General features: G+C 28.9%; 17 protein-coding genes. 5 read left to right on the top strand and 12 right to left on the bottom strand.

The window, feature by feature from the left end; translation table 11 throughout:
* Positions 1-93: 93 nt before the first annotated feature.
* Genes fliW through ELQ06_RS05115 form a run of 5 tightly spaced genes read left to right on the top strand, consistent with a single transcriptional unit; the run spans position 94 to position 2621 of the window.
* On the top strand, positions 94-483 hold the full coding sequence (gene fliW, locus ELQ06_RS05135; protein ID WP_002852982.1) for a flagellar assembly protein FliW: 390 nt from the start codon (positions 94-96) through the stop codon (positions 481-483).
* Positions 483-1214, top strand: a complete 732-nt coding sequence (locus tag ELQ06_RS05130) for a pyrroline-5-carboxylate reductase (RefSeq protein WP_002859150.1) — start codon at positions 483-485, stop codon at positions 1212-1214. Before fliW ends, ELQ06_RS05130 begins: the two co-directional genes overlap by 1 nt.
* Positions 1211-1513, top strand: coding sequence for a type II secretion system protein (locus ELQ06_RS05125; RefSeq protein ID WP_002853046.1), 303 nt, complete (start codon positions 1211-1213; stop codon positions 1511-1513). The genes ELQ06_RS05130 and ELQ06_RS05125 overlap by 4 nt, the downstream gene beginning before the upstream one ends.
* A complete protein-coding gene (locus ELQ06_RS05120; RefSeq protein WP_002866103.1) occupies positions 1510-2172 on the top strand; it encodes a hypothetical protein in 663 nt (220 codons plus the stop codon). The genes ELQ06_RS05125 and ELQ06_RS05120 overlap by 4 nt, the downstream gene beginning before the upstream one ends.
* The gene (locus ELQ06_RS05115) at positions 2169-2621 is read left to right on the top strand and encodes a hypothetical protein (protein ID WP_002869049.1); all 453 of its coding nucleotides are present in this window, start codon (positions 2169-2171) and stop codon (positions 2619-2621) included. Before ELQ06_RS05120 ends, ELQ06_RS05115 begins: the two co-directional genes overlap by 4 nt.
* On the opposite strand, the gene ELQ06_RS05110 is transcribed toward ELQ06_RS05115, so the two are convergent.
* From ELQ06_RS05110 to leuS, 12 genes are read right to left on the bottom strand one after another with little or no spacing between them, the layout of a single operon-like run.
* Positions 2618-3247: a uroporphyrinogen-III synthase gene (locus tag ELQ06_RS05110; protein WP_052797675.1), complete on the bottom strand. Its 630-nt coding sequence runs from the start codon at positions 3245-3247 to the stop codon at positions 2618-2620. The genes ELQ06_RS05115 and ELQ06_RS05110 overlap by 4 nt on opposite strands.
* Positions 3225-3857: a thiamine phosphate synthase gene (gene thiE, locus ELQ06_RS05105; protein ID WP_052797674.1), complete on the bottom strand. Its 633-nt coding sequence runs from the start codon at positions 3855-3857 to the stop codon at positions 3225-3227. The genes ELQ06_RS05110 and thiE overlap by 23 nt, the downstream gene beginning before the upstream one ends.
* Positions 3847-4659 carry a bifunctional hydroxymethylpyrimidine kinase/phosphomethylpyrimidine kinase gene (gene thiD / locus ELQ06_RS05100; RefSeq protein WP_052797749.1) on the bottom strand — a complete coding sequence of 271 codons (813 nt, stop codon included), beginning with the start codon at positions 4657-4659 and terminating at the stop codon, positions 3847-3849. Before thiD ends, thiE begins: the two co-directional genes overlap by 11 nt.
* Complete coding sequence (locus ELQ06_RS05095; protein ID WP_052781742.1) at positions 4656-5342, bottom strand: endonuclease III domain-containing protein; 687 nt, start codon at positions 5340-5342, stop codon at positions 4656-4658. The genes thiD and ELQ06_RS05095 overlap by 4 nt, the downstream gene beginning before the upstream one ends.
* Positions 5339-6100, bottom strand: coding sequence for an ATP-binding protein (locus tag ELQ06_RS05090; protein ID WP_052779709.1), 762 nt, complete (start codon positions 6098-6100; stop codon positions 5339-5341). Before ELQ06_RS05090 ends, ELQ06_RS05095 begins: the two co-directional genes overlap by 4 nt.
* Before the next feature lies 1 nt (position 6101).
* Complete coding sequence (locus ELQ06_RS05085) at positions 6102-9038, bottom strand: DEAD/DEAH box helicase (RefSeq protein WP_052797673.1); 2937 nt, start codon at positions 9036-9038, stop codon at positions 6102-6104.
* Entirely contained in the window at positions 9038-9433 is a 396-nt protein-coding gene (locus tag ELQ06_RS05080) for a polymer-forming cytoskeletal protein (protein ID WP_052779707.1), read from the bottom strand. Before ELQ06_RS05080 ends, ELQ06_RS05085 begins: the two co-directional genes overlap by 1 nt.
* The gene (locus ELQ06_RS05075) at positions 9370-10272 is read right to left on the bottom strand and encodes a M23 family metallopeptidase (RefSeq protein ID WP_002936717.1); all 903 of its coding nucleotides are present in this window, start codon (positions 10270-10272) and stop codon (positions 9370-9372) included. Before ELQ06_RS05075 ends, ELQ06_RS05080 begins: the two co-directional genes overlap by 64 nt.
* Positions 10259-11443 (bottom strand): folylpolyglutamate synthase/dihydrofolate synthase family protein, encoded by a 1185-nt coding sequence (locus ELQ06_RS05070; protein WP_079460083.1) that lies wholly within the window; start codon positions 11441-11443, stop codon positions 10259-10261. The genes ELQ06_RS05075 and ELQ06_RS05070 overlap by 14 nt, the downstream gene beginning before the upstream one ends.
* A complete protein-coding gene (locus tag ELQ06_RS05065) occupies positions 11409-12806 on the bottom strand; it encodes a hypothetical protein (RefSeq protein WP_052781739.1) in 1398 nt (465 codons plus the stop codon). Before ELQ06_RS05065 ends, ELQ06_RS05070 begins: the two co-directional genes overlap by 35 nt.
* A complete protein-coding gene (gene lptE / locus ELQ06_RS05060; RefSeq protein ID WP_052781738.1) occupies positions 12790-13302 on the bottom strand; it encodes an LPS assembly lipoprotein LptE in 513 nt (170 codons plus the stop codon). The genes ELQ06_RS05065 and lptE overlap by 17 nt, the downstream gene beginning before the upstream one ends.
* On the bottom strand, positions 13299-15728 hold the full coding sequence (leuS, locus tag ELQ06_RS05055) for a leucine--tRNA ligase (protein ID WP_052781737.1): 2430 nt from the start codon (positions 15726-15728) through the stop codon (positions 13299-13301). Before leuS ends, lptE begins: the two co-directional genes overlap by 4 nt.
* Positions 15729-15732: the final 4 nt, after the last annotated feature.

The raw sequence follows: 15732 nt of genomic DNA, 5'->3' as shown, positions 1-15732 counted from the left end.
TTATAATAAAATTAATTAAATAATTTAAAATTTTGGAATGATTATTGCTTATTTTATGTTAAAATATTAAACATTATAACTTAAGGAGAAAACATGACCCTAGCTGTTAAATGCCCTATCTTAGGTTTTGAAGAAACCAAAAATATGGAATTTTCAACTATCGATGAAGTATTTGTAAGACTTAAAAGTCTTGATGGTAAAGACTTTTCTTTTGTTTTAATTAATCCTTATTTGATTAGACCTGATTATGAATTTGATATACCAACTTATTATCAAGAGCTTCTTTCTTTAACACCTGAATCTAATATGAAAATTTTTAATATAGTAGCCATAGCAAAAAGCATTGAAGAATCGACAGTGAATTTTCTAGCTCCAGTAGTCATTAATCTTGATAATAATACTATGGTACAAGTGATACTAGATACAGTTAATTATCCCGACTTTTTTCAAGCTGATCAAATTGCTAATTATATTAAAAAATAATGCTCTATATACTTGCAAATGGATCTATGGCAACAGCCTTAGCCTATGGATTAAAAGATGATTATGAAATTTGTATAGTAGGAAGAAGTATAGAAAAACTTCAAGCCCTCGCCAAAGAAGGCTTTAAAACCTTACTTTACAAAGATTTTAACATAGAAGGTAAAGATGTTATTTTAGCATTTAAACCTTATGCTTTAGAAAATATTGCTCAAATGCTAAAAGGACAAGCACGTATCTTAATCTCTGTTTTAGCCAATGTTGATTTTGAAAAACTACAAACCATCAAAGCTCAAAATTATGTTAGAATAATACCCAATACAGCAGCTAAATACAAGGCTTCAACCACACCATATATACTTAAAAACTCTCATTTTGAAAATGAAATTTTAGACATTTTAAAAACTTTTGGCTCGGCTTATAAATTAGATAATGAAATACAAATGAATGCAGCTATGGCGATTAGCGGCTGCGCTCCTGCTTTTTTAGCACTTATAGCAGAAAGCATTGCTAATGCTGGAGTTTATGAAGGTTTATCAAAAGAACTTAGTCTTAATCTTACGCGCTCTTTATTTAAAAGCTCTAGTGCTTTACTAGAACATGAACATCCAGCTATTATCAAAGAAAATATTTGCTCCCCTGGCGGAGTTACAATAAAAGGCATAAAAATACTCGAACAAAAAGGAATTCGCGGAAGTTTTTTTGAAGCCATAAATGCTAGCAGCGCCAAATGAAAAAGGCTTTCATACTTATAGAAAGCATTAGTGCTATAACGATCATATCTTTAATTTTCATTGGCATTTTTTATTACTATATTCAACTTTACAAAAACTATGAAAATTTAAATATTTTTGAAAGACTCTATAAACTTCAAGAAGAATTATATGAAAAGCCTATTTTTAAAACCATCATACTTCAAACTTCAGCCTTAAAACCTATAGTTTTACAAGAACAGTTTGTTAATGATGGTATATTTCAATTTCAAAAATTATACTTTCAAGATCAAAATTATAGCGTTTATTTTAAAGAATGAGCAAAGCTTTTACACTTTTTGAACTTATAATATCACTAATACTTTTTACTTTTATAACTAGCTTACTTTCAAAACCTTTAATGGATTTTTATCATTTAAATTTTACTGCTTTACATACAAACAATCTTATCACTCAAGCACATTTAAACTTGCTTAAAATAGAAAAATTAATACAAAATTGTATTAATATTACATTTTCACAAAATACATTAAAATGTCTTTTAAAAGATGAGTTAATTAGCCTAAAAGATAATAAACTTTATCTTATTAATTCTGCTCTTATTTTAGAAAATAATCATACACTTTATTCACCTCATTCTGATTTTAAAACACAACTCCAAAATAGAAAAGATTTATACAATGACAATGAGCATATTAGCTATGCTTATAAAATTAATAAGATTGAAAAAATATCCATCTTAGAAAATGGTATATCTACAAATTTTACAGGTAGTTTTATTCCTTTGCAAGCTCAATTAGTTATCAAATTGCAAAATGAAGAACTTATATATGAAATAAAGCCAAAATTTAATGAACAATTAAACCAACAAGGATTAATTTCTAAAAACATAAGCTCATTTAACCTGCAAAACAATAAATTAAAAATTTGCCTAAAAAGACAAACAAAATATTGCCTTGAAAAAAGAATTTTACTATGAAAAAAGCTTATGTTTTAATTTGGACAATTTTTTTAATACTACTAATAAGTCTATGGATGAGCTTGACCTTAAACATATCTAGCTACACTCCAAAAATAATCCAAGATAGTTATTACTACCTTCAAGCTCAAATTTTAAGTCACAATGCAACACAATTTTCTAAATATTTTTTATATCAAGCAAAGCAAGAAAATAAAGAATGTTTAGATAATATATATTTTAATTACGCAAAAGCTTTGATTAAAATAAAATATTTTTATCCTATTGCACAATGTGTTAATTTTAAATTTTCCAACTTCAATCCCGATGCAAATTTAAACAAAGATGGTGTTATTATAGCCCACATTAGCATTGCTTTAAATCGTGATAAAAATGTCAATGATGAAATTTTACTCACAAAAAGCATTATTATTTATCCTAAAGAAAATTTTTGGAATTTAAAAAATTAAACCAAAGTCTTAGCGAGCTTAACACAGTCTAAAAGACTTTGATTTTCGCATATATAAAGATTTTTAAAATTTAAAAGCTTCTTTGCTGTGCTTTGTCCTATAACTACAACCTTATCTTCTTCTTTTAAGCTATAAAATTTTAAAAAATTTTCTACACTTAAAGGAGAGGTAAATATAAAAATAGCAGGATGAGTAAGTTTTTTGTCACCTTTTTTAAAAACATTTTCATAAACAATCACTTCATCTAAATCCACACCTGCATTTTTAAGATCCAAATTTAAAGTTGAAACAATATTTTTAGCCCTTAAATACAAACATTTTTGCGTTTTTAATTCCTCTTTAAATTCAAGAAAAAGATCTTTTCCATAAGCCTTTGATGGAATTTTAATCTTTTTAAAACCTAAATTTTTAGCGTATTGAGCTGTACTTTGTCCTACAGCGTATAAATTGAGTTTGAAATTTAAAGTGATTTTTGCATGTTGTAAAGCTTTTAAAGCATTTTTTGAAGTACAGATTAAAGCATCATACAAACTCAAATCTATACTAAAATCATAAAAAACAATCTCATTTAAAATAAGATTTTCTACCCCTTCAAAAGGAGTTTCATTTAAGAGATAAATTTTCATAGATTTTACACTTTAGCTCTTTAGCTGCCAAAAAAGCATCTTTAGCATCCATGATCGCCCTAACCACAGCCACGCCGCTTAAATTTATACTCTTTAACTCATCAAGCACCGCTTTATCAACCCCTCCTATAGCTACAACCCCTATAGGACTTTTATCACAAATTTGGCTTAAAAGCTCAAGGCTTAAAAGCGAACTTTCTTTAGTAGGCGTTGCCTTGATAGCTCCACAACCTAAATAATTTGCTCCTTGTATGAACTCAAGTTGTTCTAGCTTTTTAAGGCTTAAGCCTATGATTTTTTCATCTCCTAAAAGCTTTCTAGCTAGTTTTACTTCTAAATCTTCCTGTCCTAAATGCACCCCATCAGCATCTAAGGCTAAAGCTATGTCCACTCTATCGTTAATCAAAAAAGGTATTTTATAAGCCTTGCAAAGTTTTTGCACCTTTAAGCCTAGTTTATAAAATTCTCTTGCATTAAGCTCTTTTTCACGAAGTTGTATGATACTTACTCCACCTTTTATAGCATTTTCTAAAGTATTTAAAAAACACTCCTCGCTTTTATTTCCCTTAGTAGCAACCAAATAAAGACTAAGATCTAATTTATTTTTCATCTAAAAACTTGAAAAAATGATTTGTAGGACCACAACCTTTTCCAAGATTGAGTGAATAATAAATCGCATTTCTTACATATTCTTTAGCTTCACTAACAGCATGAAACAAATCCTTGCCTTTAGCTAAATTACTAGCAATAGCCGAAGAAAGCGTACAACCTGTACCGTGAGTATTTTTAGTTTCTATGCGTTCGCCTTTTAAAATATAAATTTCTTTTCCATCATAAAGCACATCATTGGCATTTGTTTCACTATGTCCGCCTTTAAGCAAAACTGCCTTAGCCCCCAAGCTGCATAAATGCTTAGCTGCTTTTATCATCTGCTCTTCATTAGCGATCTTAAAACCACATAAAAACTCTGCTTCAGGAATATTAGGAGTAAGAATGTCTGCAAATTTTATTATAGTTTGTTTGAAAAAATCACAATTTTCTTGCGGCATTAAAGCATAGCCATTTTTGGCAAACATTACAGGATCAATAACTACATTTTGAGGTTTAAACTCGCTTAAATTTTTAGCTACACAGCTCATTAATTCACAAGAACCTATCATTCCGATTTTAGTTGCCTTTGGCACTATATCTTCAAACACGGCAAGCATTTGTTCATCCACGCTTTGAGTAGGTATATCGTGTACAGAAATCACCCTTGCGGTATTTTCAGCTACCACACTTAAAACCACACTCATACCAAAAAGATTGTGTGCACTAAAGGTTTTAAGATCGGCTTGTATCCCTGCTCCACCACTACAATCACTCCCTGCTATAGTTAAAACAGGTATAAGCTCGCTTCCTTTTGCTTTCATAAATCTTCCTTTAAAATTTTGATCCATTCTTCACCCTTAGGGCTTAATTTTTGTCCTTTAAAACTCTGTTTTGCAAAAGCTACAATCAAAGCATGAAAAATTTGATAAAGTTCGTAAAGTTCGCATTTTTTTCCTAAAATTTTATACAAATTTTCTTGCTCACTCTCTATGCCACTTTGAAAAAATTCTCTTAATTCTTCATAATTTTCAAACTCATAACCTAAGTAAAAAGCCAAACGCAAACTATAATTATCTACAACCAAAACCTCTCTTTTGCAAAGATAGTTTAAAATACTATCAACGCTTTCAAAACCTAAACCTTTGATATTTAAAAGCCATTCTCTGCTTGCATTTGTTTTAAAATTTTCTAAATTTTCATAAGTGTTTATAATACTTTCTACCAAACCTTTTAAACGCTTAGTTTTGGTATTATAAAATCCGCTAGGCTTAATTAAAGTTGCAAGTTCTAAATTGGATAAAGTATTGATTTGTTCTAAGCTTGCAATATTTTCTTTTTTTAAATTTTCTAAAGCTTTTAAGACATTTTTCCAATTTGTATTTTGAGTTAAAACGACAGAAATTAAAAGCTCAAATTCACTCAATCCTTGATTTTCAAGCCAATCAAAATCATGATAATTTAAATCCAAATTTAAAAGCTTGGTAAAAATTTGTGCTCCAGTCATTTAAAATTCTCCTTAAAAGCTAAATAAAATTGCTTTGCGGTACGACCACTTCTACTTGCTCTTAGAGTAGCAAATTCTTTAGCTTTAGCGTGTAAAAGCTCTTTATCACAAGAATAATCTTTAAAATAAAAATCTATCATCTTTAAATACTCTTCTAAATTTCCCTGATAAAAACTTAACCACAAACCAAATCTATCACTCAAGCTTAATCTTTCTTCAGCAGCATCGCTTAAATGAAGTTCTGTATGTGTGATTTGCGTATCAAGATTATCAGTAATGCTTTCACTTAATAAATGCCTACGATTTGAACTCGCATAAATAATTACATTATTTGGGGCTTTTTCTATGCTTCCCTCAAGTAAAGGTTTTAAAAATTTATAACTATCATCTCCCTTTTCAAAAGAAAAATCATCACAAAAAAGTATGAATTTAAAATTTTCCAATCTGATTTCATCGATGATATCTGCTAAGGCAAATAAATCTTCTTTATTTAATTCGACAAGTCTTAAGCCCCGTTCTTTAAATTCATTAAATATAGCTTTAATTAAACTTGATTTTCCAGTGCCCTTAGATCCCCATAAAAGTGCGTGATTTGCTCCCTTATCTTGAATAAAATTTAAAGTATTTTCATAAAGTGCTTTTTTTTGACTTTCCATACCTACTAAATCTTTTAAAGCAATAGGATCGATTTCAAAAATAGGCTTTAAATAATCTTTTCTTGCTCTATAAATTGCTGCATAAGTTTTATTCCAATCCATTTTAAGCCTTTCTTAAATGCGTTAAAATTGCCTCTAAAATATCATCATCATCTTTGCTTTTTGCCTTGATGAGTTCTTTTTCATCATTTAAAGCAGTAAATTGAATATTTTGCTCATAGTTACTAATGCTTTTAAATTTATTTAAAGCTAAAATTTTAATAGTAATCAAAGATAAAAATTGCTTAGTATAAATGTCAAGTTTTCCAAAGCGATCTTCAATTTCACCTTCAATCTCATAAACCTCATAAACTTGCTCACACTTGCTAAGTCTTCTATAAAGTTCTAATCTTAAGCGATCTTCGCTGATAAGCTCACTATTTAAAAAGGCATTAACATTGAGTTTTAAATCAAGTTTATTTTCTTTTTGATCCACTTCATTTTTACTTAAAGCATTAAGTTCATCTTCTAACATTTTAAGATATAAACTATATCCAATTTGCTCGATATGTCCACTTTGATCCACGCCTAATAAATTTCCACCGCCACGAATTTCAAGATCATGATAAGCCAAAATAGAACCTGCGCCTAAAAAAGAATTACTTTCTAAGGAAACAAGACGCTTTAAGGCATCTTTTGTGATAGCATTTTTATCTTCAATTAAAAAATAACAATAACCTTGCTTATCACTTCTTCCCACACGCCCACGCAATTGGTGTAGATCAGCCATACCAAAACGATCGCTTTTTTCTACTATGATAGTATTTGCATTAGGCAAATCAATTCCACTTTCTACGATAGAAGTACTTAAAAGCAAATCATATTCTTTATTTTCAAATTTTAACATTTCTTCTTCTTGTACCTTAGCATCAATTTTAGAATGTAAAATCAAAATACGCAAAGTAGAAAAAAGTTCTAATAAATGCTTTTTACACTGCTCTATACTTGCAATATGATTATGAATATAAAAAATTTGCCCACCACGTCTTAACTCTCTTGCTATAGCTTCTTTTAAAAGTGCGTCATCATTTTCTTTAACAAAAGTTCTTACATCTATTCTATCTTCTGGTGGAGTTTGTAAAACACTATAAGATTTTATAGAACTTAAAGCTTGATTTAAGCTTCTTGGTATAGGGGTTGCTGACATGGATAAAATATGTGAATTTTGAGTGATTTCTTTAAGCTTTTCTTTTTGTTTCACTCCAAATTTATGTTCCTCATCGATAACAACAAGAGCTAAATTTTCACATTCTACACTTAAAAGTGCATGAGTTCCTACAACTACAAAAGCTTTATTTTCTTTTAAATTTTGTAAAACCTGTTTTTTTTCTGCACTACTTGCAAAGCGATCAAGTTTAAAAACCTCTATATCAAAAGGATCAAAACGCTTTTTTAAGGTTTTATAATGCTGATGAGAAAGCAAAGTTGTAGGTGCAAATAAAAATGCACAAAATCCGCTTTTAACTACTGAGTAAATAGCATTCATAGCAACTTCAGTTTTTCCAAAACCCACATCACCGCTTAAAAGCCTATCCATGACTTTTCCACTTTGAAAATCTTGCAAAATTTCATGACAGGCTTTATCTTGATCACTTGTATAAACAAAACCCGCACTAGCTATAAAATCAGCTTGTCTATTTAAATCCACTGTAATTTTTTTTGCTTGCACCAAAGATCTTTTAGCCGCCATAATAACAATTTCAGAAGCTATGGCTAAAAGTTTAGTTTTTAATTTTTCTTTAAGTTTAATAAAGCTTGTTTTACCTAGTTTATCTAAGCTTGGAATAGATCCACTCACGCCCAAATATTTATCAATTAAATAAAGATTTTCCACTGGTAATAAAAGCTTGTCAGAATTTTGATACTCTATAGCAACAAACTCTTTTTTTGCTCCGCTTATCACTATCATCTCAAGACCTAAAAATTTACCTACCCCATAATCTTCGTGTACTATATAATCCCCATTTTTAAGCTCATCTATAATCAAACTAGCTTTTTTTCTTGTTTTTTGTTTTTCTTTTTGATTTAAAGAAATGATTAGCTCTTCAGGACTAATAAGATTAAGTCTTAAATCACTTTTTATAAAATGGATATTTTGAGTATCTTCAAGCTCTAAAGCTTTAAATAAAGCTTCGTTTTTAGCTAAAAGTGTGATTTTTTTATTTTTATGAAATTCAAAAAAATCTTTATTGTAAGAACTTTGCAATTCTTTAAATTTTTTAGCTTGAGGTAAAATTTTTGCATTCACAAAACTTATATCTTTTTCATATTCATTAATATCAAACTTTTCACAAGCTAAAAAATCAAGCTCCAAATAATCAAAAAAATCATCAATACACCAAAACCCTAAAGAATTAATATCATGTATTAAAGTATCGCTTTGAAAATCTTCTAATTTGTCCTTAAAAATTTCATAATTTTCTTTGTCAAAATATTTTAAAAAAGGACAAATTTCAAAATGTTCCAGTTCATTAGGAATAGACTTTTGACTTTGCAAATCAAAATATCTTATACTTTCAATCTCTTCACCAAAAAGTAAAATTCTAATAGGGTTTTCTTCATTGATACAAAAAATATCAATAATATCGGCACGAATCGAAATTTCACCCTTATCCTGAACTATATCTACAAATTCATATCCCAATCTTGAAATTTCATCTTTAAAACATTTCAAATCAAAATTTTGTTTTTTATCGATATGATAATTTTGCAAATGTTTTTTTGAAGGAAGTTTTTTTAAAACAGTATTTAAAGGAGAAATAAGGATTTTTTTTTCTTCTTCTTTATGATAAGCATTTAAAATCTTGCAAAGATCAAAAAGTTCTTTAGAAAAAGCCCTTAAATCATCTCCAAACTGCGCTCTAAAATCAGGTAAAACAAAGGTTTTTAAACCCTTAAATCGTGAAACTTGAGCAAGTAAATCTGCTTGTTTTTCATCTTTACAAAGCAAAAGTTCACAAATTTTTGGATTTTGTAGGTATTCATAGAATGAAGCTTGCATTATTCTTCGTTGTTATTTTCAATAAGTTTGATAGTATCTTCTTTAATTTTACTAGTCCCATTAAAGCGACCGCCGTTTTCTATAGAAATCTTTTGCGTTGAAACATCGCCATTTACAACTCCGCCCGCTAAAATTTCCAAACTATTAGCTTCAAGCTGTCCTTCAAAATAACCATTTACTACAATTTTATCTGCTTGTAATTCACCTTTTAAATTTCCATTTTTTCCGATAACTACAATGCTTTCAGAATGAATAATACCACTTAACTCCCCATCAACATGAAGCATAGAAGCAAAATAAAATTTACCCTCAATTCTTGCACCTGAAGAAATTACCGTTGTTTCTGAGCTAGAGCTGGATGCTGGGCTGATACCGCCTTTATTAAAGATTGCCATGGAACTCTCCTTTCTTGATTAAAAAAATCATTCATATTTTTTCTTTGCAAATTTAAAAAATACAAAGGTTCTAAAGTTTTATTAATAAACCTTACCTCATAGTGCAAATGCGGCCCCGTAGAAAGACCTGTATTGCCACTATAACCTATCAACTGTCCTTTATTAACAAATTGACCTGCTTTAACCACTTCTTTGCGCATCATATGAGCAAATACTGTTTTAAAACCAAAATTATGCAATAAAATTACATTATAGCCATAGCCATTATCACTATAACCTGAAAATTCCACTACTCCACTAGCTGGCGCATAAATAGGAGTACCAATTTCCGCTCTTAAATCAATACCAGGATGAAATTCCCTTCTTTTTAAAAGCGGATGCTCTCTCCAGCCAAAATTTCCTGTAATGCCTTTATTTTCAATAGGCCATCCATTAGGAATTTGCCCCAAAATTCCAAGTTGCTGCTCATTGGTAAGCTGAAGATTATCAAGTCTTGCACTAATTGTAAGATTATTTTCTGCTTCTAAGCCCAAAGCCTCTTCAAAAGAAGCTATTTTATCTTCTATAGCTGCATACTGCTGAGTTTTTTCTTCTATGCTTTTTTGCATTTGCGAATTAGATAATTCCAATTCTTTGCTTTTTTTCAAAAGCTCCTCACGCTTTTCACTGATATCACTAAGTTTACTATCAAGATATTTGATATAAAAACCACTAAAAACTAAAAATAAAACAATAAAAGCAATAGTATAAAAAACTATTTTTTTGATTATTTGATTTAAATAAAAATGTCTTGAACCGTTAATATCTGTAATGGTAATAGTGAATTTATTTTTTACCACACCACTCCTTTAAAAAATTTTCTACCAGTATAAAAGAACCAAAAACTAAATTTTTTTTATTTTCTTCCAATTTTACAAATTCTTTACATTGTATGCCTAGCTTTGATGCAATACTATAAATTTCATCATCAGCCAGCTTTCGTTCTGCACTTTTATATTTATATATTTGTATTGTATCAATAATAGGCTTTAATGTATTTAAAATTTGAAAAATATCTTTATCCAAATAAGCATTATAAATAAGATTTATTTTTTCTCCTTGAAATTTATCAAGCATAGCCTTAGCAGCCATGGGATTATGACCCACATCAACAAAAAAATTTGGAGAAATTTCTTGACATCTTCCTTGTAAATTTAACTCTTGCAACTTTTTTAAAGCTTCTAAAGTTTTTTCTTGCGAAGTTAAAATTTCACAAGCCTTTAATGCAAGCTTTAAATTATGCTTTAAAAAACAAGGTAAAACAAACTTTTTACAATAAATCTCAAATTTTTCTTTCAAAAAAGGATTTAAGGAAGAAACTTGCAAATTAGCTTTTTTTAAAAAAGCAATTTTTTTTGCTAAATTTAAAACATTTTGCTCTTGCTCATCACTTATAAGTGCTATAGGCGCCATAACTTTAAGCTTGGTTCTTGCAATATCTTCTAAAGAATTGCCCAAAATTTGAATATGGTCAAATCCAATTCTTGTAAAAATATTCATTCTTCTTTCAAAAACAGAAGTAGCATCATATTCTCCACCCACTCCTGCTTCTAAAACAATGAAATCGCATTTTTGAAATAAAATCATAGCTAAAAAAGTAGCGTATTCAAAATAACTTAATTTTTGCAAGTCTTGTTTAAAAATTTCTTCAAGATTTTCATGAGCTTGTTCTAATTCTTCATCATTTGCAATCTTACCATCAAGATAAAATCTTTCATTAAAACTGAAAATATGCGGACTAGTATAATGTCCTATTTTATAATTTAAATTTTCTAAAAGTTGGGTTAAATATCTACCCGTGCTACCTTTGCCATTTGTACCTATAACTTGGATTATAGGAATATTTTTAAAATATTTCTTATATTTTTCATACATTCTAAACATCAAAAAACGATCAATTTTATCGTAATTTATACTTTTTTGAGCTAAAAAATTCTCAACTTTCATTATATTGTTCATTAACCGCTGCAATTTGCTTTATTAACTCATCTAAAATATTAATACTTGGTTTACTTTGCTTATCAAGATAAGCCACGTGAATTTTAGGAGTTATAATATCTTGCTTATAAATAAATCTAAAATTTTCTATAGTTTTAAGATTTGTATTTACAAGCTGTGTAATTTCATCTTTGCTTTTTCCTGGAGAAACAATCAAATAACTCTTTTCATCTATCATCCACAGCTCATCAAATTCGCTACAAGAATCTTTTAGAATTTTTTTAAATCGCACAAAAATTTCATTCAAACTTCCCATGCCATATTTTTCCATAATAAAACGGTAATTTACTATAGAAAATAAAGCTAAAGAATAATTAACTTTATACTTATTAAAATTTTCATCCATTTTATCAAGCTCTTTAAGAACACTCCAAGCCTCTCTCTCCTCTAAGCTTTGTGTGAATTCAATTTGATTATTTAAAGATGTAATTTTTTCTCCAAGTTTTTTAAATTTTAATTTTAAATCTTCAAAACTAAGTTTTACTTCCCCATTTTCATCTGGTTTTAAGGTGTTAATAAAATCCATATTTTGTTCATTCGATTTATTGAGCAAAATAAGCAATTCATTGATTTTTTTTAAATTATCATTAAAAAAATTTAAATTTTTTTGGACATATATATTATCAACCATTATACGATGATTGATAAATCCCATTAATTCGTTCTTAAAATTTTCTTCACCTATTACAAAAGGTTTTTGCGTTAAATTTTGTATAAAACCTTGAATTTTTAAATCTTCTACCAATGAAGGATTTAAACCCAAACATAATAATTCACTAAAACGCTCATAACTACGCTCTTCAAGTTTGACTAAAAGTTTTTTAATCACACTATCATAATCATCATATTTGCTAACGCCATATTTACGAGCTTGCTCCTCTAAGTCATTTTCATCATAATTTCTTTCAAGCTCTTTCCATTTTTTAGTAAGCAAGTAAATACTTTCACTATCCATAGTTTTAGAAATTCTAATCGAAGTCACTTTAGCCAAATCTCTTATTTTTTTATCTTTACTTATTTGCAAGGTTTTAGATATAGTAGATAAAAAATCAAAAAATTCACTAAATTGTTTTCCACTTTGTCTATTTAAAGCAGAAATTAAAAAACTAATTAGTTCTTCTAAACTTCTTATAGTTTTAGAATTTAATTCTTGTTGATAAATCGGTAAAAGCAAGGTTTTGTATTTGTCAAGTTTAGCTTTATTTGAGCTTGTGATACCATATTTTAAAGATAATTCTTCAAAAATTTCCGTATAATTTTCAGGGGTTGGCTTTAGTTTTCTTTCTTTTAATGTAATTAAAGTTTGCTTTGCTATTTCATTAGTATTTGGAACCACGTTTTTGCCCTTTAATAGCAATTACGGAAATAAACTCATCAAATGCCTCACTTGAAGCCGCTCTAATAGCCTCATACCTTGCAGAATCACTAATAATGCTATTTGGAGAAATTTCAAAATTATAACTCCCACTTGTACTAAAAGCCTGACTTGAGCCATCTTTAAAAACAACATTAAAATCTAAATTTAACTTAGCTTTATAACTAATAACATAGCCATTTTTATCATAGGCCAAAGGAATAAATTCTAAATTGTTCATTTTAACATTGATTACATCATCAGCTTCATGTTTTAAAGCAAGCTTACGCCCTAGTTTTGAAATCACCATTTCTTTTAAAGTGTCAGCAACATAGATACTATTTTTTGGATCCTGTTGACTTAATTCAACATTAACATAAACTTTCTCATCAAAAATATTATTAGCGATTTTTGATGTAGGAATATATCCACAAGCACCTAAAAATAAACCTATACAAAAAATCAAAATCTTTTTCATTTGATTACTAGATTAACTAGCTTTCCTTCCACATAAATTTCTTTAACTATACTTTTACCTTCGAGCCATTTAGCGGTATTTTCTTTTGCAAAAGCTAAAATTTCTTCTTTACTCGCACTACTTGAAATTTCAAATTCAGCCCTTTTCTTACCATTGATACTTACAGCTAAATTTAAAGTATCTTTTACAAAAACCTCTTCTTTAAGTTCTAATTTTTTGAAATTTTTACATTTAAAAAGCTCCTCGCTAAGCTCAAAACAAACATGAGGAATAATAGGCTCTAAGATATTTAAAATAATATAAAAAGCCTCTTGTTCCAAAGCCTCATTTTTACAAAGCGCTAAAGCATTTAAAGCTTCCATACAAGCTGCAATTAAAGTATTAAAAGTAAAACTCTGATGATAAACTTCAAAAGATTTTTTTAAAGCTTCATACACCTTTAATCTTGCATATTTTTCTTCTTTATTTAAATTTTCTTGTTTTAATTCTACAAGCTCACCTTTTTTAACATTTTGCGCTCTATCATAGAGTTTACAAATAAATCTATAAGCCCCTTCAACCGCATCATCATTCCATTCAAGTTCTTTAGCCGGAGGTGCAGCAAAAAGTATAAAAAGTCTTGCGGTATCAGCACCATATTTTTCTATAATCTCATCAGGATCCACAACATTGCCTTTTGATTTTGACATTTTAGCACCATCTTTTAACACCATACCCTGAGTTAAAAGTCTATCAAAAGGTTCATTTTGTGTTAAATAACCCAAGTCTCTTAAAGCTTTTTGGAAAAATCTCGCATAAAGTAAATGCAAGATTGCATGTTCAATACCACCTATATATTGATCCACACTCATCCAATACTTTACACTTTTTTCATCTAAAGCTTTTTCCTGCCAAGTTTTCTCATCACTTGCAAAACGTGCAAAATACCAAGAACTTTCAAAAAAAGTATCTAAAGTATCACTTTCTTTTTGAGCCTCTTTACCACATTTTGGACAGATACAATTTTTCCAAGTTGGATGTTTATCAAGTGGATTACCCTCACCTGTAATTTGCACATCTTCAGGCAGAGTAATAGGTAAATTTTCTAGTTTTTGAGGCACTACACCACAACTTTGACATTTAATCATAGGAATAGGCGCACCCCAATATCTTTGACGCGAAACACCCCAATCACGAATTTTAAAATTTACAACCCTTTTTCCTATATTTTTAGCTTCAAACTGAGAAATGATTTTTAATCTTGCTTCATTACAATCAAGATTATCAAATTCTTGACTATGGATTAATTTTCCTGATTTTTGCGTATAAGGTAAATTTTCTTGAGTTTGAATAACTTGTTTGATGGCAAGATTATATTTTGTTGCAAATTCAAAATCTCTTTCATCATGAGCTGGAACAGCCATAACCGCTCCACTACCATAATCAGCCAAGACAAAATTAGCCACCCATAAAGGAATTTTTTCTCCGCTTAAAGGATGAATGGCATAAATTCCTAAAAAATAACCTTCTTTTTCAGAACTTTGTCTTTCTCTTGGGCTTTGATTTTGAATAACTTTGATTTTATTTAATACATCTTGATTTAATAAATTTTGTGAAAGCAAATTTTGAACAATCTTATGTTCTGGAGCTAAAGCGATATACGAAACTCCATAAATTGTATCTGCTCTTGTAGTAAAAACTTCTAAAGAACTTTCTTTGGTTTTTTGCTTACTTTCTTCGTCTAAATTTAAAGAAAATTCCAAACCTTCACTTTTACCTATCCAATTTTCTTGCATAGTTAAAACTTGATTAGGCCATTTATCTTTTAATTCTTCTAAATCTTTTAAAAGTTCCTCAGCATAAGCAGTGATTTTTACATAATAACCTGGCATTTTTTTCTGCACTACTTCATGACCACAACGCCAACATTTTCCGTCTTCAACTTGTTCATTAGCCAAAACCGTTTGATCTTGTTCACACCAATTTACATTTGCTTCTTTAGTGTAAATCAAACCTTTTTCAAACATCTTAATAAAAAATTCTTGCTCAAATTTTGTATAAAGTGGATCTGAAGTAGCAAGCATTCTTTTTTTAGAAAAAGAAAAACCTAAAGAAAAAAGTTCTTTTTTCATATAAGCTATATTTTCATAAGTCCATGACTTAGGATGAATTTTATGTTTAATAGCTGCATTTTCAGCAGGCATACCAAAACTATCAAAACCTATAGGATGTAAAACATTAAAACCTATCTTGCGATAATATCTTGCCAAAGCATCACCTATAGTATAATTTCTTACATGCCCCATATGAATGCGTCCACTAGGATAAGGAAACATCGATAAAATATATTTTTTAGGCAAATTTAAGTCATCTTTTGGCTCAAAATATTCATTTTCATCCCAAATTTTTTGCCATTTTTTTTCTATTAAACTTGCTTCATAAGCCATAAAT

The organism is Campylobacter sp. CH246 (assembly GCF_004378835.1).
GTDB lineage: Bacteria > Campylobacterota > Campylobacteria > Campylobacterales > Campylobacteraceae > Campylobacter_D > Campylobacter_D jejuni.
Note: the sequence above shows the minus strand (reverse complement) of the source record. Positions and strands in the feature narration are given on the sequence as shown.